A 25,922-nucleotide genomic window follows, 5' to 3' on the forward strand; every position below is an offset into this window, starting at 1 on the left:
CCGACCTAATTTTTCATTCCAATGCTTGGTGATTGCCTTTTTTGTTCATAACATTAAAAAGGATATCCAGAATGTTACTCAAAAAAACCTATTTACCCCGCATAAAAAAACCGACCTTGTTACCCGCTACGTTTCATCTTAAAGCCACTGTGTTTGCCAGTATCGCGGCTAGTATGCTCAGCTCTGGCGTTCTTACCTCTGGCGTGGCTAGCGCTGCGGAGCAAGTGACACAATCAACATCAGCACCTTTACTAGTCTTTAATAACAACGACTTGCCCAGTGATTTAGAAGGCACACTAGAGGCGTCGGTATCCTTTGCCCAAAGCCAAATTATGCCCTCAAAACATCAGCTATATGGTGACGTTCAACCCCACTTAATCGCTGAGCGAGCAGCGCTGTTACTGGTTAAACCAAAGCGAAGTGATCTCAATATAAACCAGCCACTAACGGTTACAGCGATTAATAATGAGGGTAAAAAGTTAGGTACCTTGCGCCTTAATCCACCAAGCCAACTACCAACAACAGCCTATGCTATTGACGGAGCTCCTGAAGGGGATATTGATTTCACCCCGGTATCCGGTCCGTCAACGGTAATTAATTCAGCACAGGCAATCTCTAAACTTAATGATCCTAATGCCGTCTTTCTATCCAGTAAGCTGGACGATAATAACCTAGTCGACATACATACCGCTGATGGCGTTTGGACAAGAAATATTTACTTACCAAACTCGACATCAATGACCAATAAAGTGGTACGAGTCAATTCAACCGCCGGTTATTCATCACAAGTTTTCTATAGTGGTCGCTCTGTACCACTTCACGATAACCAAAAATTAGTGTTTAAACAGATCAATGGCCAATGGTTCTTAGACGGTGAATTAGAAAATAACAAGTTGATTTATGCTAATAACACCTGGAGCGTTAAACTGCCGCCAAGCTTTATGCAACCGGGTGTTAGCATGAGATTCAAGCATGAAAACCTGATTGGTGAGCTAAGCAATGTTAACGTCGGTGCCCCGTCAGCATTACTGATAAACACTATCGATCTTGGTATGTTAACTGCGCCCCGTGGCGCGTTTCAGTTTGCTAACGATGCTGCTGCGCAGCGTGAATACTTTCAAACATTACCGGTGAGTCGTATGACGGTAAGTCAATATGAAGCCGTTTTTTTAGAAGAAGTTATGCTGCCTAACGGTACACTACTGACGGATTTTGACCCAAGTACCGGCGGTTGGCATACCGGCACTATGCGTCAAAGAATTGGTAAAGAGCTAATTTCTATCGGCATTAATAACGCCAATTACGGTATTAACAGCTCTGTTGGTGAAGGGGAAAGCGATAATCCCTATTTAGCGGCGCAGTTAACCGCCCACAATAGCCGTGGTAATTATCAAAACGGCATAGTCACCCATGGCGGCTCTGGTGGTGGCGGTATTGTCACGTTAGACGCCACCTTAGGTAACGAATTTAGTCATGAATTAGGCCACAATTTTGGTATAGGTCATTACCCTAATGGCTTTAACGGCTCTATTCACCGCCAAGCTGACAACATTAACTCAACCTGGGGTTGGGACGAAGCACTAAATAAGTTCATTCCCAACATGGCAGCAAAGAAAAGTAACCAAAGTGCATGCCTAAATGGCGAATGCCAAGCTCCTTTTGATGGCAGAAAGTTTGGCTCAGATTCACTTGCCGGCGGCTATCCTATGTCAGCGCTTAATCGGTTTACCCTTTACACGCCTTATACTGCTGCGCATATTCAACAAAATCTTGAGTCAAAAATGCTCTTTTCGATGGACTCTGCAACCGGTTTTGAAAAATGGAACCCCGTTGCACAACAAATGGAGCCGTATCAACACAACGTCATCGATGCCGAGCAAGTCAATGCATCCATTGGCCTGTTATCAGAAAATTATTTAACGGATTTGTTCAAAGACTATGACTTAGTCAATATTGCCATGTACAACGGCAATTGGAGCAAATATATTACAGTGCCTGCGGCATCGGATGCCAATAAAGGACGGGTGATTTCTATTAACCACAATGCGGGTTACAATAGCCACCTATTAATCAATGGTGAATCAATTGTTATTTATAATGGCTTGAAAACATCTTATCGATCTAATGGCACAACCTGGTCTGAAACTGAAAAGCCCGACTTAACCATTGCAAAAGTACCGACGTCGTTTGGTATCCCAGTAACTACGCTTGTCGGTTATTACGACCCACAAGGAGTACTGCCTAGCTATATTTATCCAGCGCTACATGGCTCGTATGGCTTTACCTACAGTGACGATAGCGCAAGACTCTCTGCCAATCATTGTCAATTAACAGTGGCCACTAAAGACGGTCAAGTATTGGCATTTAAGCTTGCTAATGTACGTAGAAATGAGCATGTGATGAATAAATTTCACATCAACATTGCTCAAGCAAGCCATCCCGAAAATGTCACCGTGATCTGCGATGGCAACATATTAGCTTCCAAGGGCATTAGCCCGGTAAGCGCGACGTTGTCGACCGGTTTTAATGGCTATCATAAAAACAAAACATACCATCAATGGGGTGATTACGATCGCCTAGGTAACATCGGTGACTTATATCTCTATAACAACCCTTACAACGGAGATAAAGAGTTGTTTAAGCTTTCTGGGTTAGGTAGTGATGGTCGCTATTGGTATTTTCCGACCAATAAAACCAATAATAGGTTTTGGACATATATCGCTGATATAGAGTAACCGCCTAGCCGATCAACGTTTTAACTAGCCGCAGCTAACATAATAATCACGCTTAACTGGTGATATTAAGCTGCGGTTTAACATCACCATTAAGTCGTAACTTTAGTTTATAGCGATATAAAAAATAGCATCAACGACTGGGGTCTGCTGAACTTTTTCGGTTGAATTTCATTCGCTTTTTATATCATAGTGAGTAAAGCGTTTTAATCGCGACGAAGTAGTGTGTAGCCTATTGATTCTAAGAAAATTCTATTCAACAATGGGTAAAATGCTTTTAGCCGGATAATTAGGACACCGTTTGTTGATCATTGTTACGGCGTTATCACCTTTTTATCTGACGCTACATGGAAGTAGTTTATTAGACAATGCCGAAGCGTATTGTCCTGAACAACCACATGACAAAGGCTCTGCCTTATATAATGACCCAACAAATCACTGGGAAATCTACATAAAGTAGCGATAATTACCTGTATTAACAGGCTAGTTATAACAGATAATTCGATAATGAGAAATGGTGTCTATTAGGAACCTAAAATGTGTTAACCATTAAGATCTAACACCATAATCTCTTGTTATATTATTCTTTCACCCAACTTAGCGCCTCATGTAAATTATCAAAATATTTAATTTCACCTGAGATAAACCAAGAGCCTACTTTAGCTGTTATTTCTTGCCAATTTTTATTACCATAAATTGCTATTTTACGAAATTCATTATTATGTTTAAGACCAAGTTTAAAATCATCCCAAGCAGCTCTTAACTCCCACCCCTCAAGTTCTGTACCATCAATTAAAACATCAACCTTAGGTGCTTTAACTTGCGCTAATGCTGAATCAATCATAGGCGTGATTATTTTATAGTCTTCGTGCGTGAGCCTTCCTACTGCTTTCAATGAAAGGAAAAAGTCATTTTCAATTCTTTCTATACCAATAGATAAACCATGTTTAATAGAACTCATCACTATATCTCCGAATAATATAGACACAATGACTCCCCACGAGATGCTAGCCTCTAAACGTGGGTTAGCTTTACAAATCAGAGCTAAAATATATGTGTCAACAATATGAAGCAGAGGTTAGCATACTAAAACATAGCATAATTTTTATTCACCTAGATACTTATAAGACATTTACTGCAGTGCTTACATCAAAGAGCAACGTGGCGCTAAATCAACACAACGGGGTAAAATACCCAGCAAGACGGGCATAAGATGTTACTGATACGTCATAGTAATATCTTATTGATAGGTATTTGTAGTTGGGTGGCTAGGTTTATTTAGTATTAAAAAAATTGCCGATGCCAGCCCTGCCGAAGCAAACACCATACACATCACCATAATTTGATAACGCGCAGCAATGAAAGGCGAAACGCCAGCAAGAATTTGCCCTGTCATCATGCCAGGTAACGAGACAATACCGACGGCAAATAAAGCATTAATATTAGGGATCATCGACGCTTTAAAGGCAATATTACGTGCTTTTTGATAGTTTTCTCCGCGCTTAACTTCGGCAAAAAAGCGTTCGCCACATAAGCTCACACTATTCATGCCATTGGCGAAAACCATGCCAGCGAGAGGCACTAAGGTTTGTGCTTGATGCCAAGGGCTGAGGTTTAATACACCTTGGGTGATCGCTAACAACACAATAAGGCTACTCACAAAAATAGCGAGAAAGGCTCGATGAAAAAGCAACTTTCGTGATGACTCTATATTATTTAAGGCAATCCAGCTTGAAAATAGCACCATTACAAGCAGTAAAATGCCAATAATCCAAGCATTGTCACTGGCAAAAATGTAACTAAGCACATACCCGACCAACAATAGTTGCACTAACATACGCACTAGCGCATGTAGCGTACGCTTTTGCGGTAGTGACCAACACGCGAGAATAATCAAAACAAAAGCGACCGGTATAAAGGCAATCGCTAGCTTAGCTAGTGAGATTGTTTCAAGTGTTTGCTCCAACGCTAATTTCTCCTTTTCAACGTTAAATCCTCGCGTTTATTGTTTGCAGTAGCGATAAATGTCGCTAATTATAGCCTGCGTTATATAGTGCGAATATCTTCTATCATTAACTGCACGGTACGTTTACCACGAAATTCATTCACATCAAGACGATAAGCAAGGTGAACTTGATCAGCCTGCGCATTAGGCCAGGCTTTAATATCAACATTAAAGGCTATGCCGTCAAACACTTGTTTGCTCTGTATGCCAACGTTATTCATTGCTGTTTTTTGTACCACGATTTTTAAATGTTTTTCACCTACTATGCGCTGTTGCACTAAAGTAAAAGTGTCATCAAATAAAGGCTCTGAAAAATTTTGTCCCCACGGCCCAGCTTCACGTAATTGTTCGGCAAATTCAAGGGTAAGTAACTCTGTGTCTAACTCACCGTCAGAAAGTATAATACTGTCTAAATCTTCTGGTTTTAGCCACTGCCCTGCCATGGTATTAAAAAGCTGTTGAAATTGGGCAAAGTCTTTTTGTTTAATCGATAACCCTGCCGCCATTGCATGACCACCAAACTTACTGATCAATCCTGGATTTTGGCTATCTATATGCTCAAGTAAGTCGCGTATATGTAAACCAGGAATTGAGCGTGCTGAACCTTTAATTTCTGCATTCTGTGGGTCGTTATCTGCTTCATTCGCTTTGGCAAAAACAATACAGGGGCGATGAAACTTTTCTTTTAAACGCCCTGCAACAATACCAATTACGCCTTGGTGCCAGTCGGCTTGAAAAAGCGATAAAGCACTAGGTAAGTTAACTTCATCAAAATTAAGTGAAGTAAGTACGCGCTCAGCTTCTTGTTGCATACCTTGCTCTATTTCTCGGCGCGTTTTATTCAAATCGTCAAGCTCTGCGGCCATAACGCGAGCACTCGATAAATCCTTCGCTAACAAGCAGTTAATACCATAAGACATATCATCTAAACGCCCAGCGGCATTGATGCGCGGTCCAAGAGCAAAACCAAAGTCACTGGCAACAAGCCTTTGTTGATTTTTATTGGCGATTTCAATAAGCGCTTGAATACCTGGTCGAGTTTGTCCTGCTCGAATACGCTTTAGCCCTTGCGCCACTAAAATGCGGTTGTTAGCATCTAACGATACAACATCAGCCACGGTTCCTAAGGCGACTAAATCTAATAATTGAGCAATATTAGGCTCGCCAATACCTTGTGCGGCAAAGTAGTTGTGCTCTCGGCAATATTTTCTTAACGCTAGCATTAGGTAAAATGCAACACCGACACCAGCAAGGGATTTACTAGGAAAATTACAACCATGTTGATTAGGGTTCACAATAGCGTCAGCAATCGGTAGTGCGTGTCCAGGTAAATGATGATCGGTAACAATCACTTGCATACCTAAATCTTTGGCGCGTTTTACACCAGCAATACAGCTAATACCGTTATCTACCGTGATTAACATTTGTGCCTGTTGCTGGGCGGCAATATCAACAATCTCAGGCGTTAGACCGTAGCCATATTCAAACCGATTAGGCACGATAAAGTCATGGTTATGGCTGTTAAATAAGCTTAGCGCATCCATCATTAAGGCGGTACTAGTCGCACCATCGGCATCAAAATCACCCACAATGACAATGCGTTTTTTATCAACCAAGGCCTGATGTAGTAACTGACAGGCTTGGTCTATACCAAGCAAAGCGGTCTCTTCAACCATACCTTGCAAGCGCGCAACAGTTAACTCAAGCTCTTGCGACGATTGCATGCCACGGGTTGCATAAATTTGTTTGATCACTTCAGGTAAGTTATTGGGTAAGTGACTAGTCGATACGGCGGTTCGGCGAATAATTTTTTTATGCATATTATCTGTTCTCAATTTTACAAATGCAGGCGCTGGTACATAATTTTTAACATAAAAAAAGTACTTAATGAAAGCCACTAAGTACTTTAATAGCGTTATTTACCTGCTAGTAACGCATCAATTAACTGTTTTTTAACAGCTCTTCTAATTGTGCAGGTGGTTGATAGCCAGGGATCATCATGCCATTTGATAAAATAATGGCAGGGGTACCGTTAACGCCAATTTGACGACCGAAATTAAACTGCGCTTCTACGGGTGATTCACAAATTCTATAAGCAATACCTGAACCTGACTTAGCTTTAGTTAATGCTTGTGCACTGTCGTCACTACACCATACTGAACGTAAATCCTTAAAGCCTTGACTTAATTCACCACTGCGATCTTTAATACCTGAACGTGGGTAAGCTAAGTAACGAAAGGTAATACCACGGGCATTGTAATCAGCCATTTGTTCGTGCATTTTACGACAGTAGCCACAGGTAATATCAGTAAACACCGACACCACGTACTTTTCATCCTTTGCTTTGTAAACAATCATATCGTCTTCAAACGTTTTTAACCCTTCCAAGCGGATTTTAGCTAAGCTTTTTTCGGCAATATCAGTGACAGTTGCATTACCTAAACTATAAACTTTACCTTGAATAAAAAACTCACCGTCATAACTGGCGTAAAACATGCCTTGATCGGTAATAAGTAAGGCAATACCCGGTACGGCTGTCGCTTCAGCTTTCACCACCTTTAGCCCTAAAGAGCGATTGATTTTTGCTTTTAACAGATCTACATCAAGCGCTGTTGGATCACTTGCTGGTTTGGCTAGCGTAACAGGAACATTCGCTTGTTCCGCATGAGCATTTGATAAAAGCAAAGGCAATGACAGCGCTGAAAATACAGCACCAATAATAAGTTTTTTAAACATAATGGTTCCTAAAAACGCCCAAAAAAGACGGGATTAATAATACAAGAATCGTAAAGTAGCTACGCTATTTACCTTACTAACCACAATAGACCTGTGTACAGGTAAAGAAATTACAGCCATGAGACACTATTTGAATTAACTTGTAAACAAAGGTTGTTGTTTTTGGTAAAATCTCAGTAAATTACCTCACACTCGCCCCGACATTGGATATAGCAGAATGAAAATTGGTTTATTTTATGGTTCAACAACTTGTTACACTGAGATAGTTGCCGAAAAAATTCAGGCGATAATGGGGGCCGACTTAGTTGATATTATTAATATTAAAGATCAAGCGTTAGCACTATGCCTTGATTATGACTTTATTATTTTCGGTATTTCAACCTGGGATTACGGTGAATTACAAGAAGATTGGGAGTCAATTTGGAGTGATATAAATCAATTAGACCTGTCTGATAAGATCATTGCTTTATACGGCATGGGCGATCAAATTGGTTACACCGAATGGTTTCAAGATGCACTAGGCATGTTAAACGAGCAAGTGCTAGCACAAAGCGCTACGGTTATTGGACACTGGCCAAATGAAGGTTATGAATTTTCAGCCTCTAAAGCGTTAACCGCTGATGGTAGTCATTTTGTCGGTTTAGCGTTAGACGAAGACAGCCAGTACAACTTAACCGATGAACGTTTAGATGTATGGTGTGAACAAGTCTTACTCGAGTACAGCAATTTGCTTTAATATTGTGCTGCCATACGTTTTCTTCAAAGAATTCAACGTAGTTATGTCAACGTAGTAGCCTCAAAATGAGTGCTTTAAAGCTTTTATTGGTATATTTATGTGGTAAATTTATTGCACAATAAACTGCCACTTACTGCACTTGCGATAAATAGTTACAGCCAGCGCTAAAACTACTATAATTGCCGCCATATAAACCTTAATTAACCCTTAGTGAACTATCCCTTATGTTTGAGAAATTCGATCTAGACTCTGAATTATTAGCCAGTATCAACAAAATTGGTTACACCAAGCCTACCTCAATTCAAGAACTTGTAATCCCTGAAGCGATGGTTGGCAAAGATATATTAGCATCAGCACCAACCGGTACTGGGAAAACAGCGGCATTTTTATTACCTATTGCTCAACACTTATTAGACTACCCTCGCACACAGCCAGGTTTTCCCCGTGTATTAATATTAACGCCAACGCGTGAATTAGCGATACAAATAGGTGAAGATAGTCAGCAACTTACCGAGTTAACCAAAATAAAAACAGGGGTAATTACCGGTGGCGTTAATTACGGTAGTCATGCTGATATATTAACAACCACCACTGATATTTTAGTCGCCACCCCAGGTCGATTATTAGAATATATTGAAAATGAGCAGTTTGATGCCCGTGAAATAGAAATTCTGGTTTTAGATGAAGCAGATCGCATGTTAGATCTCGGTTTTAGTGAAGCGATTAACCGTATTGTTGCCGAAGCTCGCTGGCGTAAGCAAACCATGCTATTTTCAGCGACATTAGCCAGTGCTGGTGTAACGCGTTTTGCCGATGAAGTACTTAATGAGCCAGTCTTTTTAGAGTCGAGCCCTTCACGTAAAGAAAAAGCCATTATTCATCAATGGATTCATCTAGCTGATAACCTTGACCATAAAACCAAGATGTTAGTTAATATTCTCAAACAGGAAGGTGTAGAGCGAACGGTAGTTTTTGCCAATAAGCGTGAAACTGTACAGCACCTTTCAGGAAAACTTTATGCTGAAGAGTTACCGTGTGTGTGGTTAGAAGGAAAAATGCCACAGGACAAGCGTAATAAAGCTATTGAACGTTTTAAAAGTGGTGAAATTAAGGTGTTAGTCGCAACAGATGTTGCTGCCCGTGGTTTGGATATTGACGATATAAGCCATGTTATTAATTTTGATATGCCACGTAAGGTCGATATTTATATTCACCGCATTGGTCGTACAGCCCGTGCTGGTAACAAAGGCACAGCGATTTCTCTGGTAGAAGCGCACGATATGGCTGTTATTGGAAAAATTGAGCGTTACACTAAGGAGCGCCTACAGCGTAGATTTATCGCTGATTTACGCCCTAATAACAAAGAATCACGCGTAGTTAACAAAAAAGTCAAAGTTAAACTGACTAGCTCACAGAAAAAAGCAAAAACGAAGAAACAAATAAAGAAAAAAGCTAAAAAATCCAAAGCAGCTAAGTAAGACTTAAAGCCTCTCGCAAGAGTGAGCTAAAGTAACGCGCTAAGCCATATTACAAACTTCACAAACGTCGAATAAAAAATAAAAAAAGACCGGTTTGCTATTAGCAAGCCGGTCTTTTTATTTATAGCACAAAATCAGTGCATGATTAATAACGGACTAAGACGTTAACCAAACAAGTCGCCCAACTTTCCTTTTAACTTATCTTTGGCTTTATCTTTAAGCTTATCTTCTAGTTTTTGCTGTTGTTGCTTAACAATATCTGAATTTTGTAAATCACTTAACGCATTATCTGTGTCTGTTAGTAAGGCCTCAATATCAAGTAGTTGTGCTGTTTGACTATCACCTAACTTTAAAGCCGTCGATAACTTGTCATTTAAGCCTTTATTTACCTTACCTTTAAAATCAGTTAACTTGGCACTAAGTTGCTCTTTCACCGCACCTGTTAATGCATCATTTAACGACGAAGCCATGGTCAAGCTGGGCTTGGTAACTGGGCCATTTACACCAACATCAAGCGTTAAACTCTCTAAAGACTTAACCGTATCAAGTAATAGCTTAGTAACAGTAGACGACGCAGTACCTTGGTAACTTGCTTGCTCAAGTGAGAAATGATTACTCGCTCTGATGTCACTATTTTTCAAGGTAAAGTTACCTTTACCATCAAGTTGCCCTGTACTCAGTGATAAGTTAAGCACCTTGCTTTTTGTTAACTCAGTATCAGGTAATGCTCTATTGTTAACTAGCCATTGACCCGCGCCATTAAAATCACCTAACTCTGTTAAGTTGAAGTTACTCGTTAGTTTAAGTTCACCATTATCAACGGAGTTAATATTAATTAAGCTATCTTTACCTCTAAGCCAATGTTGGTGCGTTAATTCACTCCCCGTGACCGTAATTGCATTTTGTCCAAGCTGAACCGAGAATAGTGCCTTTTTAATTAATACTGAAGGTAATGGTTGCGCCTCTTTAAAAAAGATAAAGCGACCTTTAGCATGAGACTTCTCTTCGACGACGACACTGTCATCATTGTTCATATTAGCCATCATTGGTGAGATAGCATCATAAGCCCATCGTGCTTTCTCCACATAATCACGCGCTTTTTCCCCAAAAATAATATGGGCGAAATCTTCAGTTTCGATACTCTCTAGTTGATATTTTTGTTTAATGTGTTGCCAGTCTTTAGTTGGTGCCGCTTTTAGATCATTAACCTGTTCAGTGAGTAAGTTTTTAGTCTCTGCAACTTGTTGCTTAGCTTGATTCACAAGTGCTTGGTCCGCTTTAAACTCCGTTTTAATTTCTTCAAAGGCTGCTTTTATCTTTTCTATATCTGCTAGCGAGTTAACTTTCATTTTCCCTAACGCTTTTACTTGCGTTTGATAGGCGGCCAATTTAGTTTTATCTGGTATTTTTGCTTGCAGCGCTTTAATTTTTTCCTGCTCAATGTCATAGCTGTCTTTGAGTTGATTGCTCGCTTTAACCGTTAGCAAATTACTATCATTCAGCACAGTATTCACATCAGGCAATTGCCTGTCTATTGCTGGTAACATTGCTTTAGCTTTATCAGACAAGCTGTCTTTTTTGTCTTTACTTTCACTTTTCTGGTAAACATCACCGGTTTTAGCCCTAACGCCAGCAAAGGCTAATTGACTTACGGTGAGTTCATCCACAATGATTTTACCAAATAGGTATTGCCATACATCGACACCAGCAGTGGCTCGCTCAAAACTAAATACATTATGTGTTGGCATATCTTTATCGGTTACTTGTAAGCCCAGCACACTGATTTGTAACGGCGAGTATGACAGTTCAACGTCTGCTACATTCACTTCTGCGCCAAAAGCACTTTCTGCTGAAGTAACAATAGCGGCTTTCACTAAGCTTTCGGCAAATAGATAGAATAAACCTACAATAAGTACACTTAAGATAAAAAAGGCTACCATGCCTTGCCAACGAATAAAACGTGCCATTATAAGCCTCCTTTAGTAAAGCTAGATTCACCTGAAAAACGACTATATAAACTATAAAATTTAGAGGCTTTTAATGCTTTAACTATTCTAAATTTTTGGAAAAAAGTCATGATATGCACGCGATATTTCTCAATAATTAATTTACTTGTAAAGTAGATAGGTACGCATAAAGCAACGCCTAACACCAGTGCTCCTAACACATAAGTATGATGCCAATGGGCTAATTTAAACCAGTCGAATTGATATAAAGATGTAAAAAATATCGCTAAAGCCGGCTGAGTAAGTAACGACTCACCAACACTAACAATAGCTGGAGATAATAAATAACTAAGCCCTGAAAAAAAACCAACCGCTAGAATAAAGCTACCTAAATGCACTCTAATGAGTAGTACAAAAAAAATAATAGCGATGTTGTGTAAAGTAAATAGTGGCGATAAACCAACGATAAAACCTAGTGCTATGGCTAGGGCTATTTGCCTGATAGAACTATCACTGTTTAAGGCATGTAGTAGTTTGGCTAATAAAGTTAACATGTCACCTCCTGTTAATGTTTGGCTATGTTTGAAGTTATATCAAACTAAAATGTTACTGGTATGCGACGAAAAAATCTCGAAAGCACTGCCAGTTTACGGTTAATAATTAACTATAAAAACTTAATTTTCTTTGCGGGTAAATACCCAATCATTACCTTTAGACATTGTTTCATCATAACGATACCCCGCTAAATCAAATGCGGTTAATTGCTCCACCGTAGTTAACTTATGTTGGATAATATAGCGCGCCATAAGACCACGGGCTTTTTTAGCGTAAAAGCTAATAATTTTATATTGGCCATTTTTCCAATCTTTAAATATTGGCGTAATAATCGTACCTTTAAGCAATTTTTTATTGACCGATTTAAAGTATTCAGTCGAAGCAAGGTTAATAAGCACGTCCGTTTTTTGTTCACTCATCGCTTGGTTTAATTCGTTAGTGATTATATCGCCCCAAAATTGATATAAGTTATCACCGCGACTATTACTTAGTTTACAGCCCATTTCCAAGCGGTACGCTTGTATTAAATCAAGGGGTTTTAATAAACCATATAAGCCAGATAAAATTCTAAAATGTTGTTGGGCAAAATCAAAATCTTCTTCACTAAAGGTTTGTGCGTCAAGCCCGGTGTAAACATCACCGTTAAAACTTAAAATAGCTTGTCTAGCATTAGCTGGCGTAAATGGCGTTGACCATTCACCAAATCTAGCGGCGTTTAAACCGGCAAGTTTATCGCTTAGTTTCATCAAACTAGCAATATCGCTTGGGGTAAGCTTTACACAGTCATCAATCAGTAACTGGCTTTGTTCCAGTAAGGTGGGTTGGCTAAATTTTTCTGTCGCTAAGGGAGATTCAAAATCTAACTTTTTCGCTGGTGAAACAACAAGTAACATGCTTAAAACCTAATCAGTAAATACTTAATAATAGCTAATATATCATAAGCTTTACAAAACTTAATAGCGTTTAATCCTGAACACTTTTTAGCTTGGCATTTTTACTCTAGTGTTAACGTTTTTAAGCGTTGAAAAACAAAAAATACATCAGCCTTATTAAATATTACCTAATTAAAGGGTGCTTTTTTATTTTTATATTGTAGTATTTCTTCAGCTACATTCATTATCTAGTTTAATTATGTATAAACTTTCAAGGAAATATTTAAGGTAACGCCATGACAAATTCTTCTTCACAGCTTGCACAATTGAAAAAAATGACCACTGTTGTAGCTGATACAGGTGACATTGAAGCTATTGCAAAATTTCAGCCTCAAGATGCAACCACCAACCCATCACTTTTACTAAAAGCAGCCTCTTTACCTAATTATCAAGGACTAGTAAAAGACTCTGTTATTTGGGCTAAGACACAATCTGATGATGCAGCGCAGCAAGTTATTGATGCCGCCGATAAGTTGTCTGTGCTTATCGGTTTAGAAATTTTAAAAACGGTTCCAGGTCGTATTTCAACGGAAGTCGATGCTAGACTATCTTTTAATACTGCGGCTTCAATTACTAAAGCACACAAACTGATAGCCATGTATAACGAAGCAGGTATTAGTAACGATAGAATTTTAATTAAGCTGGCTTCAACCTGGGAAGGTATTAAGGCAGCAGAGCAGCTTGAGCAAGAAGGTATTAACTGTAACTTAACTTTGTTATTTAGTTTTGCACAAGCCCGAGCCAGTGCAGAAGCCGGTGTTTACTTAATTTCGCCATTCGTCGGTAGAATTTTAGACTGGTATAAAAAAGATACTGGACGCAATGATTATGCAAGTCATGAAGACCCTGGTGTTGTCTCTGTTACCAGCATTTATAACTACTATAAAGAGCAAGGTTATAACACAGTAGTAATGGGGGCTAGCTTTAGAAACACTGGTGAAATTCTTGAATTAGCAGGCTGTGATCGTTTAACGATTAGTCCACAATTAATGGACGAACTGGCTAGTAGCAATGAAAACGTTGTACAAAAATTAACAGCGAGTCAAGCAACAGCAACACAGCAAGCGCCTTTAAGCGAAGCACAATTTCGCTGGCAGATGAATGAAGATGCCATGGCCACAGAAAAATTAGCTGAAGGTATTCGTAACTTTACTATTGATCAAATAAAGCTTGAGCAACAATTAACTGAACTGCTTTAACAAGCTTACTCAAATTACCTTGCCAATAAGCCCAGTTTTCTGGGCTTTTTTATACCGTTTTATAACGGTTATCTCAGTCAGATATAACTCTCCTATTGACAAAAATCAAACACCCGTTTAAGTTTTGTCTTAACTTTTCTTTATAAACTGATCTCATGTCAAAAGATATTATCGTTTTTTCCCACGCCAATGGCTTTCCAGCAGGTAGCTATAAAACGTTATTTAGTTACTTACCTGACAGTATGCAGGTTGTCGCCTTAGAAAAATATGGACATAACGCTAACAAACCCGTTAATCATAACTGGCAGGCTCAAGTTGAAGAGTTAATAACTTTTGTTGAAGAGCAGCAGCTTGACGGTAAAAAAGCTATTTGTGTTGGTCACTCTTTTGGCGGTGTCATCTCTTTTCTTGCCTGCTGTCAGCGACCAGACTTATTCAAAGGTCTTATTATGCTAGACCCGCCGGTCTTAAGTGGCATTAATGCGTTAACGATTAGGCTATTGAAAAAGACAAAATGGATAGATAAGTTTAGCCCCGCAGGTCTTGCTAAAAAACGTCGTAGTCATTGGCCGTTAGGCGCTGATGTAGGTTTAGGTTTTTCTAAAAGAAAACTGTTTAGAAACTTTGATAGTCGCTGTTTGGCTGATTACATAACGCACGGAATTTGTCAGCGTAACAATCAGTTAGAACTCGTTTTTGATGCGCAAATTGAAGCTAATATTTTTAGAAATATTCCTTCGAATTTAGCCCGTTACAAAAATAAATTAACAATACCTGCCACACTAGTTCACGCTGAAAGTACCGATACTTTTCCGCATGAGATCTTTCAGCGCTTTACTAAATTAAATAAGCACATAAAACTAACCACCATGCCTGGTGGTCATATGTTTCCACTGGAAAGTCCAGAGCAAACCGCTAAATTAATTAGTGACATTATCAGTGATTTTCCTGATAGCTAACGCTGACATGACAGTTATACCAAGTTGATTAAGTGCTTTCCCACTCAGCACGAATTAAAAGCTTTAGCGGCAAGGCATTGATTGAAGAGCATGGTCATTCAGGAGAATGTGCTCCTGCATTCCTAATAAGCTACCTGCGTGTAGCGTCCTTGTCAAAATCAATAACGCCGCCTGTAAGCCTTTACCTTTTATTGGGTACTTGCCCCCTTGGGAGCTTGCTCGAGGCACACTAACCGCGTTAAAGTTATTTGATGTAGAGTGATTAAACCGAAAAATTCGCCTTGTGATTACACATAGAGCATAGCGCTGAGTTGGGAAAAAATTTAATCAACTCAGTATTATAAAATCTGTCGATATAAAAAAAGCACGCTTGCCTTTACAGGAACAAGCGTGCTTTTTCTATTAGTACTAACAGATAACAATTAAAATTAAAGCGACTTAGTTTGATAACAAGGTGCTTACGCGGCGTTGAACCGAGTCAATAAGCACAAACAACAAAGTGATAAACCTAAGAAGCAAAAGGATTAATTATTATTGGCCTTTAATTTCAGACAAGCCATTGTAGATAGCTTTATCACCTAAGAATTCTTCAATACGTAATAATTGGTTATACTTAGAGACACGGTCAGAACGACATAAAGAACCGGTTTTGATTTGACCTGCAGCAGTACCTACCGCTAAATCGGCAATGGTTGCATCTTCAGTTTCACCACTACGGTGAGAGATAACCGCTGTGTAACCCGCATCTTTGGCCATTTTAATCGCCGCTAATGTTTCTGTTAAGCTACCAATTTGGTTGAACTTAATTAAAATTGAGTTAGCGATATTTTTATCGATACCTTCTTTTAATATTTTGGTGTTCGTTACAAATAAATCATCACCAACGATTTGTACTTTATCGCCAAGTAAATCAGTTTGGTATTTAAAACCATCCCAATCAGACTCATCTAAGCCATCTTCAATTGACACGATAGGGTATTGGTTACAAAGTTCACCTAAGAAGTCAGAGAATTCGTTTGAGGTGAATTGCTTGCCTTCACCTTTAAGGTCGTAAATACCTTTTTCGTTGTCATAAAATTCTGATGCAGCACAATCTAATGCTAAAGTGATATCCGTACCTAGTGTATAACCTGCAGCAGATACCGCTTCTTTAATAACGGCTAAGGCATCAGCATTTGACGCTAGGTCAGGCGCGAAACCACCTTCATCACCAACAGAAGTGCTTAAGCCTTTATCTGATAACACTTTTTTCAGCGCGTGGAATACTTCAGCGCCCATACGTAATGCTTGGCTAAAGTTTTTAGCGCCAACTGGTTGGATCATAAACTCTTGAATATCGACGTTGTTATCAGCATGTTCACCACCATTGATGATGTTCATCATTGGTACGGGTAAGCTGTATACGCCTGGGGTGCCATTTAAGTCAGCGATGTGTTCAAATAATTGCACGCCTTTATCGGCTGCTGCTGCTTTAGCAACCGCTAAAGACACGGCTAAAATTGCGTTGGCACCAAATTTTTCTTTGTTTTCAGTACCATCTAAATCAATCATGATTTGGTCAATGCTAACTTGTGCTAACGCACTTTGGCCAATAAGTGCAGGAGCAATGTCATTACGAATAGCGGCAACAGCATTTAAAACGCCTTTACCTAAATAACGTTCTTTATCACCATCACGTAATTCAAGCGCTTCACGTGAACCTGTAGATGCGCCAGAAGGAGCTGCAGCACGACCAAAGGCGCCTGATTCTAGGTATACATCGGCTTCAACTGTTGGGTTACCACGAGAATCCATGATTTCACGTGCTAAAATTTTGCTAATTTTTGACATTATCATTCCTACTGATTTTTATGACGCTCAAACAACGTGCTGAGCAATAAAGTTAATGTGTAAACTTAGGTGGTTACTCAGTGCGATGACAAGCAACCTCTATTATTACTAGACCTAAACCTAAAACCGTAGCAATAGCTACGGTTTTAGTGGTGAGTTATTTACTCTTTTTTAATTCAAAAGTAGTGGCAATAAAACTTTCGAATAAACGGTGACCATCGCGTGGCGTAGAGTTAAATTCTGGGTGGAATTGACCGGCAACAAACCAAGGGTGGTCAGCAACTTCAATCATTTCAACTAAGCTCTTATCTGCTGATAAACCTGAGAAGATTAAACCTGCTTTAGTTAACTGTTCACGGTAATTATTATTGACTTCATAACGATGACGATGTCTTTCATGAATCGTTTCGCTACCGTAAATCTCACACGCTTTAGTACCTTTAATTAAGTGACATAGCTGTGAGCCTAAGCGCATGGTGCCACCTAAGTCTGACTGCTCACTGCGGTATTCAACTTGACCTTCTTTGTCTAACCATTCGTTGATTAAGCCAACGACTGGGTAAGGTGTTTCTTGGTTGAATTCAGTACTGTGTGCATCAGTTAAACCAGCAACGTTACGAGCAAATTCAATGAGCGCCACTTGCATACCTAAACAGATACCTAGATAAGGTACTTTGTTTTCACGGGCATATTTAGCTGCTGCAATTTTACCTTCAACGCCACGTTCACCAAAACCACCGGGTACTAAAATTGCATCAAGTTCAGCTAAAATTTCAATACCTTTGACTTCGACATCTTGTGAGTCAATGTATTTGATATTAACGGTAACTTGATTTTTAAGTCCGGCATGTTTTAAGGCTTCGTTTACTGATTTATAGGCGTCTGGTAATTCAATGTACTTACCCACCATACCAATGGTCACTTCGCCTTTCGGGTTGGCTTCATGATAAAGCACTTCTTCCCATTCGCTTAAGTCTGCTTCAGGTACATCTAAACCAAAGCGTTTAACCACTATTTCATCGGTGCCTTGGGCTTTTAATAACGCTGGAATTTTATAAATACTGTCAACATCACGCATTGACACCACTGCTTTTTCTTCAACGTTAGTAAATAATGATATTTTGGCGCGCTCTGAGTTAGGAATAACACGGTCTGAACGACACACTAAAATATCAGGTAAAATACCAATAGAGCGTAAGTCTTTTACTGAATGCTGAGTCGGCTTAGTTTTAATTTCACCTGCAGCCGCTAAGTAGGGTACTAAAGTAAGGTGCATAAACATAGCGCGAGCTCGACCTACTTCTAACGCTAATTGGCGAATTGCTTCTAAAAATGGTTGTGATTCCATATCACCCACTGTACCGCCTATTTCAACCATGGCAATATCGTAACCCTCAGCACCTTCAACAATACGTCGCTTAATATCATTAGTGATATGAGGAATAACTTGGATTGTTGCACCTAAAAATTCACCTCGACGCTCACGCGCTAAGATATCTTGATAAATACGACCTGAAGTAAAGTTATTACGCTTGGTCATTTTGGTACGAATAAAACGTTCATAATGACCTAAATCAAGGTCGGTTTCTGCGCCGTCATCGGTAACAAAAACTTCGCCATGCTGTATTGGGCTCATGGTGCCTGGATCAACGTTAATATACGGGTCAAGTTTTAGCATAGTGACTTTTAAACCACGTGCTTCAAGAATTGCGGCTAACGAGGCTGCGGCAATACCTTTACCAAGAGACGATACTACACCGCCAGTTACAAAAATATATCTAGTTGTCATGTTTACACCGATGTCAGAAAAAACAGAATTTTGTGCTTTGTTTGTTAATATTTAGTAAACGCAATTTCAAAAAAACTTATATAAACAAAAACATACGTCAGTGTTAAATAAGTTGTAAATACATATTTAACTACATAATTCGCATAAATGTTATTTAGTGGAAATTGGGGTTTTGTCAAACAAGCAGGACGGGAAAGTATTATACGTAAAAGCGAAAGGAGTAACAATAACTACTAGCTATTATGGTTATAAATTTATATTTTAATTATTTTATTGCTCACTTAAGAATACGGTTAATGCTTTTCTTATCTGTAGATGGGTATAATACCACCATTGAAAAAAATATAACTGAACTGACTTAACTATGACTATAGACAAATTAAACAATACCTTATCAGCTATTGACGACATTAATCGCCAAGACCCTAATGTAATATCATACCAAGGGAGCAACCAAGCAAAAGAGTTAGTGTACGGACAACAAATGACGGACTGTTTACAGCGCTATTGGCCTCAAGCAAATGAAGTATTACAAATAGCGGTTAGAGCACAACATATAAAACGCTGGCAGCTAAAACGTACTGAGTTTAGTGAAGGAAAAGCCGGTTATTACCAATGGAGAATTGCACAAGGTAAATTTCATGCTGAGCTTACGGCCAGTATTATGCTTAAACAGGGTTATTCAGTCGCAGAATCAAAACAATGCGCCAGTATTATTAGAAAAGAGAACTTACAAACTAATACCGATACACAAACATTAGAAGATGTCGCTTGTTTAGTATTTATGATGCATTACTTTGATGATTTTGCGACTAAATACATACAACAAGATAATGAAGCGAAGATTGTGCGTATTGTGCAGTTAACGTGGAAAAAAATGTCGCCACAAGCACATGATATTGCGTTAGGGCTAGCCTTACCTGAGCATTTAGCGGCGATAGTCACTAAGGCACTTTCTTAGCGATATTTAGTTAATCGCATAAATCACAGCATACGTTAGCTAACTACTTGCTTTCTGGTAAGCGAAAAACAAAAATAAATGGCCCTAACATCAATGCTACGACAAGTGCTGTTAACATGGCATTTTGTAGCATAAACGCTGACCAAGATAACGAAAGTATCATGGTTAATAAGGCAATACGTTTCGCTTTTCTTGGAATACTTCGGTACTTTTGCCAATCATGAATTAATGGACCAAAGGTTTTATTGGCTAACAACCAGCGCTGCATTTTAGGAGAAGATTTAGCAAAACAAGCTGCTGCCACCAATAAAAAAGGCGTGGTCGGCAAAATAGGTAGTAACACCCCTAACATAGCTAAACCAACAAACAATATTCCTATTATTTTTAAGAGTAACACTTTGCCTTTACTGCCTGCTTGGGCTAATTGATATGCCATACAAGCCCCCTATTTTATATAGCGATTAAGTTAGCTTAGCTTATATCGTAACATACTAACACTGCTTCACTTTCACGGTATTATTGGTATCACGACTGCGACGAATTAACTCGTTGTCTGCCAGCTTAGCGCCTGCTAATTGCGTATCAGTTAATTGCCCCGTGTTTTGCCCGACCATTGATTTTGCCAAACGGTCATAAAGTAATACATTTACTGATGCCGCTAAATTCATACACCCTACGGTAGGTACATAAACAACATCATCGGCACAATCAATCACTTGTTGTTTTATAGTGCCATCTTCTGGGCCAAAAATATAAACCGCCTGCTGCGGATGAACAAAATGTGGCAGCGGTATCGCGCCTTCAACTAAATCTACACAGATAATTTTAGCGGTCTTAGGAATGTTTTCCACTAAGTCTTTAATATTGATAAAGTCGTCGACCGCCACTAATGGTATTTTATCTTGTGCATTCTTGGTATCTGTCTTTAAAGTATCTTTATTATACTTAGCTGCTTGTTCATAACGCCTCCCCGTATAAAGTACTTGGTCAGCTTGATAACAACCTGCCGCGCGCATTACCGCACCGACATTAGTAGGACTTTTAGGGTTAGTTAACGCAATTGAGATGTGCGCTTTTTCTTGGTGATTCTTATCGTTCATATTACGGGTCATATTTTCTATTTCGCTAATTCACTGTACTAAAGCTGTTTACGTAATGAAGCAGAACTATTTAACTAATTCAACAGAGTGTTAAAGAGACATGTTAATTTTTATTTTCTTGGTTTTTAACTTGTTGCCAATAGTTTTCTAGCTCAGCTAAGTCATGTTCAGTAAAGCCTTTACCGGATTGGTTTACTTGTGTTTCAACACCAACAAAGCGTTTAGTAAATTTTTGATTGGCTTTACGTAGCAAAGTTTCTGGGTCTTCTTTAGCATGTCGACATAAGTTAACAACGGCAAACATTAAATCACCTAACTCTTCAGCTAGCGCTGTTTTATTAAGCGAACCAGCGGTCAGCTCGTCTTTGACTTCTTGTACTTCTTCTTCAATTTTAGCAAAAACGTCGGTCATATTGTCCCAATCAAAACCAACATGAGCACATCGTTTTTGAATTTTTGCCGCTTGTGATAAAGCCGGTAAGTTTTTCGGAATATCAGCCAAAATACTCAAGGGAGTTAAATCACTGGAGCCGCCAGCATGGGCTAATGCTTTTTGATTTTTTTGTTGTCTTTCGAGTGCTTTCTCATTTTCCCAATTAGCTTTAACGTCTTCATCGGTTGTTAACTCTGCCTGAGAAAAAACGTGAGGATGGCGCCTGATAAGTTTTTCACAAATAGCAGCGATTACCGAATCAAAATCAAAGTATTGTTGTTCTTTACCCAGTTGACTATAAAAAATCACCTGAAAAAGTAAATCACCGAGTTCTTTTTCGAGCTCAGCAAAGTCACCTTGTTCGATTGCATCAACCACTTCGTAAGCTTCTTCTAAGGTGTGACTGGTTATCGAGGCGAAATCTTGTTTAATATCCCATGGACAACCCGTTTTAGGATCGCGCAGCTCTGCCATGATCCAACGTAGTTTTTCTATTGAAGCTTGTTCATTTAGCATAGTCTTTTCTTCTTAGTGAACTTATATATTATTAAAAAATCTTGCTGTGGCCGCGTTTAACAACTAGCCGTATTTTAAATCGATTACATTAACGTTAATTAAAGCCGCTTTACCTGCGTCATATCATCTAATTGGCGTAACTTCTCTAAAATACGTGTTAATAATGCACTACTCTCTACTTCAAGCTTTATATTCATACTCATCGTTTGTTTGGCATTGTTGGTATGGCTTTCCATACCAACAATACTAACTCTTTCATTAGAAATAATGGTCGAAATATCGCGTAAAAGCCCTTGTCTGTCGCTACCAATAATTTGTATAGACGCTTGATAACTTTGTTTATGATCATTGCCCCACTGCACTTCAACAAAACGTTCAGGCTGCAAGTTAAGTGAATTAGCAAGTTGCTCACAATCTTCTCTATGAACCGAAATACCGCGTCCTTGGGTGATAAAGCCTGAAATACTATCACCCGGCACAGGTTGGCAGCATTTAGCCATATGAGTCAGTAAATTACCCACACCTGACACGGTAATACCATTGTCTTCTTGTGTTAACACTTTATTGGTAGCGCTTTGTTTTACTAGACTTTGGGGGTCTATTTCAACCGGCGGTTTTAACTTATTATCTAGTTGAGTAAAATAGTTAACCACTTGTTGCAATCTAACGTTCCCCGTACCAATACCGGCATAAAGATCGTCAACGGTCTTCATATTAAAACGTTTTGCCGCTGCGAGTAAGTTCATTGACGCTAACTCATGTTTAGCTATTTCACTGTCCAAAAGCTCTTTGCCTTCAGCAATGTATTTATCTCTATCGAGTAACTTAAAGAAGTGCTGAACTTTAGCGCGAGCACGAGTAGAATAAATATAGTTTAAGTTCGGGTTAAGCCAATCGCGACTTGGATTAGGTTGCTTACTGGTGAGAATAGTGACTTGATCACCCGTTTGTAAACGGTGGGTAAAAGGGACAATTTTCTCAAATACTTTAGCCCCGATACAACAATGACCAACATTAGAGTGAATGTAGTAAGCAAAATCTAAAGGCGTTGATCCCATTGGTAAATCAATAACATCGCCACCAGGGGTAAATACATAAATACGATCTTCAAAAACCTGACTACGCAATTCATCAAGTAATTCGCCACTTTCAGCAACATCATCTTGCCATTGTAATATTTTTCTTAACCAGCCGACTTTATCATCAAAACTGTTACTTTTACTGCTAGCATTACCTTCTTTATAGCGCCAATGTGCAGCGACACCAAGTTCAGCATCATCATCCATTTGTTTGGTTCTGATCTGTACTTCAACTGACTTTCCTTCTGGCCCTATCACTACCGTATGGATGGATTGATAGCCATTACCTTTAGGCGTAGCGACATAGTCAGAAAACTCTCTAGCAATATGTGGCCACTTGGTATGAACAACTCCTAAAGCAGAATAACAATCTTGTACTTTTTCAACGACTACACGCACTGCCCGCACATCAAACAGTTGTTCAAAATCAAGTGACTTTTGCTGCATTTTTTTCCAAATGCTGTAAATATGTTTAGGTCGACCATAAACCTCGCTCTTAATAGCAAGTGCATCAAGTTCTCCCCCTAAGCAGCTAACAAAGCTCGCCATGTATTGCTCTCGCTCTAAGCGAGTTTCATCTAGTAATTTAGCTATTTTTTGATAAACCTGAGGATGAAGGTAACGAAAGGAGATATCTTCTAATTCCCACTTTAATTGCCCTATGCCTAAACGATTCGATAGCGGTGCATAAATATTAGCACTCTCTTTGGCTACTAATACTCGGGTTTCTTCATCACTATTTTTCTTTTCACGTAAATCACATAATCGTTCAGCTAACTTAATCACTACTGCACGAACATCATCAACCATTGCTAATAACATTCGACGAATATTATCTATATTTTGAGGGGCTTGATCGGTTGATTGATTATTTTGTTGTCGTAACGCTTTAATAGCTGCCATTTGCTCAACGCCTTGACAAAGCGTGACAATATCTTGAGTAAAGTGCTCTTTAACAAATTCTATGTCAATAATATTATTGTTTAACAAGGGAGACATAAACGCGGCAACTAAGGAGTCTGCATCAAGATTTAAAGCACTTAAAATCTCGACCATTTCCATACTTTTATGCAGTAATGCAAGTTTTTCATCAGTTAAAGAATTTACTGAGCTTTCATGCTGATAAAACTGAGACACCTGTAGCCATAAATCCGACAAGGCGTTGGCTTTCACATCGCTCAATGTCAAATTGCTTAACCACTGCTCAAAGCTTTGCTTCGTTATCTTATGTAATTTACGCACGGAAACCATAGATATCCCTTTATCCTTGTAAGGTAATGTAAAGATTATCGAATAATAAGTATTATTGAGTAAACAATACCATAGTCTCAACATGCTTTGTTTGTGAAAACATATCCATGAGTGATATTTTTTCAAGCTTATAGCCTTGAGCAATCAATATTGCACTATCTCTTGCTAAGGTTGCTGGATCACAGCTTACATAGAGTACCTTAGGTATTTTTAAAGTGGCAATTTGACCCACTGCTTGCTCTGCCCCAGCTCTTGCGGGATCAAGTAATACTTTATCAAAAACCTGCGCACTAGCCCATGACTGTGTTAACCAATCACTGTTTAAGTCAGCTTGATAAAACTGACAATTATTATAGCCATTGTGCTGGGCGTTATCGGTTGCTTTATCAACCATCACTTGCACGCCCTCAACACCAATAACAAACTTGGCTTTATTTGCTAGCGCTAAGCTAAAATTTCCCAAACCACAAAATAAATCTAGCACAGTATCGGCAGGTGAAATAGCTAACCAAGCTAAAGCTTGGCTAATCATCGCATTATTAACCTGGTGGTTAATTTGAATAAAATCACTACTGGCAAAGTTAATTTTATTATTGTCTGCTAAGGTATAAAATAGTTGCGATGTAGTATTTTTAGCAACAAGCGGTTGTTGTTTGTGACCATCATCAATCATGACATGCCAATTATGTTGCTGTGCGTACCGCTGCCATAGCTCAATATCAGCATCATTCATCGCTTTTAGTTGTCGAACAACCAGCACAACTTGATTATGGTTAACAAGCCCCTTGTTCGAATCAGCGTCAACTATCCCTAGCTCAACCTTATCGTTGTCAGTAGTTTTACTTTCAATGCTCTTATCTTCAACATTACCACCTTTAGTAATATCAGCCTGTATTACTTCTATATGACCAATCGCTGATTGTACCGTTAATTGCGCCAATAGCTTTTTCAGTAGCGGAAAAATAGCATCAAGTGGCTCAACCAGTACAGGGCAAGATTTAATAGACGCTAAGTCATTGGTTCCTTTTTGTCTAAAACCGATGATCGCATGTGATTTTTTATCAAACTGAACACCAATGCGTGCTTTACGACGATAATGCCAAGGGTTACTTATGATAGCAGGCTGCCAAGGTAGTGTTGTTGGCGTTACTGTACTCGCCAATTTTTGAGCACTAAAGCTACGTGAAAAAAGCTCACTCACTTTACCTTGTTTAAAGTCGAGTTGTGCTGTTATCGCCAACATTTGTAAGTCGCAACCACCACACAAAGCAAAATGCTGGCATTTAGGGATAACTCGCTGCTCACTTTGCTGATTAACAGCAATCAGTTTAGCGCGAACATATTTACTTTTTTGTTCGATAACTTGCACTTCAACGGTTTCGTTGGGTAAAGCACCAGCAATAAAGACAGGTTTGTTTTGCCAGCGAGCAACACCAACACCGTTCATATCAAGCTTATCTATACTGACCGTTAATCGTTTGTTTTTTTCGGTTGCTTTTACTGCTGCTTTAAAATAATTTGCCATGCGTACCCTAGAGGTTATGCTAACTTTACTTACATCTAACTTATTACCTACGCTTTTTGCCTAAAACGTATACTCAAGTAACCGTTATTGAAACATCAGAACGATAAATTGATCGCTACTGATAGAATTAGCTAATAAGCAATTTATTGATCTGTTTGGT

21 protein-coding genes are annotated in these 25,922 nt (G+C 39.0%); 7 read left to right on the forward strand and 14 right to left on the reverse strand.

Annotated features, from left to right (window positions below):
• Positions 1–71 precede the first annotated feature (71 nt).
• Both FCS21_RS00190 and FCS21_RS00195 read left to right on the forward strand, forming a co-directional pair.
• The gene (locus FCS21_RS00190) at positions 72–2,735 is read left to right on the forward strand and encodes a M66 family metalloprotease (RefSeq protein ID WP_222927933.1); all 2,664 of its coding nucleotides are present in this window, start codon (positions 72–74) and stop codon (positions 2,733–2,735) included.
• Positions 2,736–3,033: 298 nt separating this feature from the next.
• On the forward strand, positions 3,034–3,192 hold the full coding sequence (locus tag FCS21_RS00195) for a hypothetical protein (protein ID WP_306461450.1): 159 nt from the start codon (positions 3,034–3,036) through the stop codon (positions 3,190–3,192).
• A gap of 120 nt (positions 3,193–3,312) precedes the next feature.
• Here the strand turns inward: FCS21_RS00195 and FCS21_RS00200 are convergent, their stop codons facing one another.
• The 4 genes from FCS21_RS00200 to dsbC all read right to left on the reverse strand — a co-directional run bounded on the left by FCS21_RS00200 (position 3,313) and on the right by dsbC (position 7,473).
• Positions 3,313–3,693 (reverse strand): SpoIIAA family protein, encoded by a 381-nt coding sequence (locus FCS21_RS00200; protein ID WP_138620482.1) that lies wholly within the window; start codon positions 3,691–3,693, stop codon positions 3,313–3,315.
• A gap of 279 nt (positions 3,694–3,972) precedes the next feature.
• Positions 3,973–4,698 (reverse strand): ABC transporter permease, encoded by a 726-nt coding sequence (locus FCS21_RS00205; RefSeq protein ID WP_138619981.1) that lies wholly within the window; start codon positions 4,696–4,698, stop codon positions 3,973–3,975.
• 80 nt (positions 4,699–4,778) lie between these two features.
• On the reverse strand, positions 4,779–6,557 hold the full coding sequence (recJ, locus tag FCS21_RS00210; protein WP_138619982.1) for a single-stranded-DNA-specific exonuclease RecJ: 1,779 nt from the start codon (positions 6,555–6,557) through the stop codon (positions 4,779–4,781).
• A 121-nt stretch (positions 6,558–6,678) separates the two neighbouring features.
• Positions 6,679–7,473, reverse strand: a complete 795-nt coding sequence (gene dsbC, locus FCS21_RS00215) for a bifunctional protein-disulfide isomerase/oxidoreductase DsbC (RefSeq protein ID WP_138619983.1) — start codon at positions 7,471–7,473, stop codon at positions 6,679–6,681.
• 217 nt (positions 7,474–7,690) lie between these two features.
• Here dsbC and fldB point away from each other — a divergent pair, with 217 nt between their 5' ends.
• On the forward strand, positions 7,691–8,209 hold the full coding sequence (gene fldB, locus FCS21_RS00220) for a flavodoxin FldB (RefSeq protein WP_138619984.1): 519 nt from the start codon (positions 7,691–7,693) through the stop codon (positions 8,207–8,209).
• 224 nt (positions 8,210–8,433) lie between these two features.
• Positions 8,434–9,687, forward strand: a complete 1,254-nt coding sequence (gene srmB / locus FCS21_RS00225; protein ID WP_138619986.1) for an ATP-dependent RNA helicase SrmB — start codon at positions 8,434–8,436, stop codon at positions 9,685–9,687.
• A 164-nt stretch (positions 9,688–9,851) separates the two neighbouring features.
• Here the strand turns inward: srmB and FCS21_RS00230 are convergent, their stop codons facing one another.
• From FCS21_RS00230 to yaaA, 3 genes are all read right to left on the reverse strand, one after another.
• Entirely contained in the window at positions 9,852–11,654 is a 1,803-nt protein-coding gene (locus FCS21_RS00230) for a TIGR03545 family protein (protein ID WP_138619987.1), read from the reverse strand.
• Positions 11,654–12,187 carry a TIGR03546 family protein gene (locus tag FCS21_RS00235; protein WP_138619988.1) on the reverse strand — a complete coding sequence of 178 codons (534 nt, stop codon included), beginning with the start codon at positions 12,185–12,187 and terminating at the stop codon, positions 11,654–11,656. The genes FCS21_RS00230 and FCS21_RS00235 overlap by 1 nt, the downstream gene beginning before the upstream one ends.
• 120 nt (positions 12,188–12,307) lie before the next feature.
• Positions 12,308–13,081 carry a peroxide stress protein YaaA gene (yaaA, locus tag FCS21_RS00240; protein WP_138619990.1) on the reverse strand — a complete coding sequence of 258 codons (774 nt, stop codon included), beginning with the start codon at positions 13,079–13,081 and terminating at the stop codon, positions 12,308–12,310.
• A gap of 275 nt (positions 13,082–13,356) precedes the next feature.
• On the opposite strand from yaaA, the gene tal reads away from it, so the two are divergent.
• Together tal and FCS21_RS00250 are read left to right on the forward strand one after the other, a co-directional pair.
• Positions 13,357–14,319 carry a transaldolase gene (gene tal, locus FCS21_RS00245; RefSeq protein WP_138619991.1) on the forward strand — a complete coding sequence of 321 codons (963 nt, stop codon included), beginning with the start codon at positions 13,357–13,359 and terminating at the stop codon, positions 14,317–14,319.
• A 155-nt stretch (positions 14,320–14,474) separates the two neighbouring features.
• The gene (locus FCS21_RS00250) at positions 14,475–15,278 is read left to right on the forward strand and encodes an alpha/beta fold hydrolase (protein ID WP_138619992.1); all 804 of its coding nucleotides are present in this window, start codon (positions 14,475–14,477) and stop codon (positions 15,276–15,278) included.
• A 531-nt stretch (positions 15,279–15,809) separates the two neighbouring features.
• Here FCS21_RS00250 and eno read toward each other — a convergent pair.
• Positions 15,810–17,108: a phosphopyruvate hydratase gene (gene eno, locus FCS21_RS00255; protein ID WP_138619994.1), complete on the reverse strand. Its 1,299-nt coding sequence runs from the start codon at positions 17,106–17,108 to the stop codon at positions 15,810–15,812.
• Between the two features lie 157 nt (positions 17,109–17,265).
• On the reverse strand, positions 17,266–18,897 hold the full coding sequence (gene pyrG, locus FCS21_RS00260) for a CTP synthase (protein WP_138619995.1): 1,632 nt from the start codon (positions 18,895–18,897) through the stop codon (positions 17,266–17,268).
• 364 nt (positions 18,898–19,261) lie between these two features.
• Between pyrG and FCS21_RS00265 the strand changes: the two genes are divergently transcribed.
• Entirely contained in the window at positions 19,262–19,858 is a 597-nt protein-coding gene (locus FCS21_RS00265; protein ID WP_138619996.1) for a DUF4202 domain-containing protein, read from the forward strand.
• A 43-nt stretch (positions 19,859–19,901) separates the two neighbouring features.
• Here FCS21_RS00265 and FCS21_RS00270 read toward each other — a convergent pair whose 3' ends face one another.
• From FCS21_RS00270 to rlmD, 5 genes are all read right to left on the reverse strand, one after another.
• A complete protein-coding gene (locus FCS21_RS00270) occupies positions 19,902–20,294 on the reverse strand; it encodes a YbaN family protein (RefSeq protein ID WP_138619997.1) in 393 nt (130 codons plus the stop codon).
• Positions 20,295–20,349: 55 nt separating this feature from the next.
• Positions 20,350–20,970, reverse strand: coding sequence for an RNA methyltransferase (locus tag FCS21_RS00275; RefSeq protein ID WP_138619999.1), 621 nt, complete (start codon positions 20,968–20,970; stop codon positions 20,350–20,352).
• Positions 20,971–21,061: 91 nt separating this feature from the next.
• Complete coding sequence (mazG, locus tag FCS21_RS00280; RefSeq protein WP_138620000.1) at positions 21,062–21,907, reverse strand: nucleoside triphosphate pyrophosphohydrolase; 846 nt, start codon at positions 21,905–21,907, stop codon at positions 21,062–21,064.
• Positions 21,908–22,005: 98 nt separating this feature from the next.
• Positions 22,006–24,237, reverse strand: a complete 2,232-nt coding sequence (gene relA / locus FCS21_RS00285) for a GTP diphosphokinase (protein WP_138620002.1) — start codon at positions 24,235–24,237, stop codon at positions 22,006–22,008.
• 52 nt (positions 24,238–24,289) lie between these two features.
• Positions 24,290–25,762 (reverse strand): 23S rRNA (uracil(1939)-C(5))-methyltransferase RlmD, encoded by a 1,473-nt coding sequence (rlmD, locus tag FCS21_RS00290; protein ID WP_138620003.1) that lies wholly within the window; start codon positions 25,760–25,762, stop codon positions 24,290–24,292.
• Positions 25,763–25,922 lie beyond the last annotated feature (160 nt).

Source organism: Colwellia ponticola (assembly GCF_005885605.1).
GTDB lineage: Bacteria > Pseudomonadota > Gammaproteobacteria > Enterobacterales > Alteromonadaceae > Colwellia > Colwellia ponticola.

Bases quoted from the DNA above. Each gene is read 5' to 3' on its own strand.
- FCS21_RS00230 (WP_138619987.1), bottom strand. From the start codon at position 11,654: ATGGCACGTTTTATTCGTTGGCAAGGCATGGTAGCCTTTTTTATCTTA.
- FCS21_RS00265 (WP_138619996.1), top strand. From the start codon at position 19,262: ATGACTATAGACAAATTAAACAATACCTTATCAGCTATTGACGACATT.
- rlmD (WP_138620003.1), bottom strand. From the start codon at position 25,762: ATGGCAAATTATTTTAAAGCAGCAGTAAAAGCAACCGAAAAAAACAAA.
- FCS21_RS00235 (WP_138619988.1), bottom strand. From the start codon at position 12,187: ATGTTAACTTTATTAGCCAAACTACTACATGCCTTAAACAGTGATAGT.
- dsbC (WP_138619983.1), bottom strand. From the start codon at position 7,473: ATGTTTAAAAAACTTATTATTGGTGCTGTATTTTCAGCGCTGTCATTG.
- eno (WP_138619994.1), bottom strand. From the start codon at position 17,108: ATGTCAAAAATTAGCAAAATTTTAGCACGTGAAATCATGGATTCTCGT.
- pyrG (WP_138619995.1), bottom strand. From the start codon at position 18,897: ATGACAACTAGATATATTTTTGTAACTGGCGGTGTAGTATCGTCTCTT.
- FCS21_RS00250 (WP_138619992.1), top strand. From the start codon at position 14,475: ATGTCAAAAGATATTATCGTTTTTTCCCACGCCAATGGCTTTCCAGCA.
- yaaA (WP_138619990.1), bottom strand. From the start codon at position 13,081: ATGTTACTTGTTGTTTCACCAGCGAAAAAGTTAGATTTTGAATCTCCC.
- tal (WP_138619991.1), top strand. From the start codon at position 13,357: ATGACAAATTCTTCTTCACAGCTTGCACAATTGAAAAAAATGACCACT.
- FCS21_RS00190 (WP_222927933.1), top strand. From the start codon at position 72: ATGTTACTCAAAAAAACCTATTTACCCCGCATAAAAAAACCGACCTTG.
- relA (WP_138620002.1), bottom strand. From the start codon at position 24,237: ATGGTTTCCGTGCGTAAATTACATAAGATAACGAAGCAAAGCTTTGAG.
- mazG (WP_138620000.1), bottom strand. From the start codon at position 21,907: ATGCTAAATGAACAAGCTTCAATAGAAAAACTACGTTGGATCATGGCA.
- recJ (WP_138619982.1), bottom strand. From the start codon at position 6,557: ATGCATAAAAAAATTATTCGCCGAACCGCCGTATCGACTAGTCACTTA.
- FCS21_RS00200 (WP_138620482.1), bottom strand. From the start codon at position 3,693: ATGAGTTCTATTAAACATGGTTTATCTATTGGTATAGAAAGAATTGAA.
- fldB (WP_138619984.1), top strand. From the start codon at position 7,691: ATGAAAATTGGTTTATTTTATGGTTCAACAACTTGTTACACTGAGATA.
- FCS21_RS00275 (WP_138619999.1), bottom strand. From the start codon at position 20,970: ATGACCCGTAATATGAACGATAAGAATCACCAAGAAAAAGCGCACATC.
- srmB (WP_138619986.1), top strand. From the start codon at position 8,434: ATGTTTGAGAAATTCGATCTAGACTCTGAATTATTAGCCAGTATCAAC.
- FCS21_RS00270 (WP_138619997.1), bottom strand. From the start codon at position 20,294: ATGGCATATCAATTAGCCCAAGCAGGCAGTAAAGGCAAAGTGTTACTC.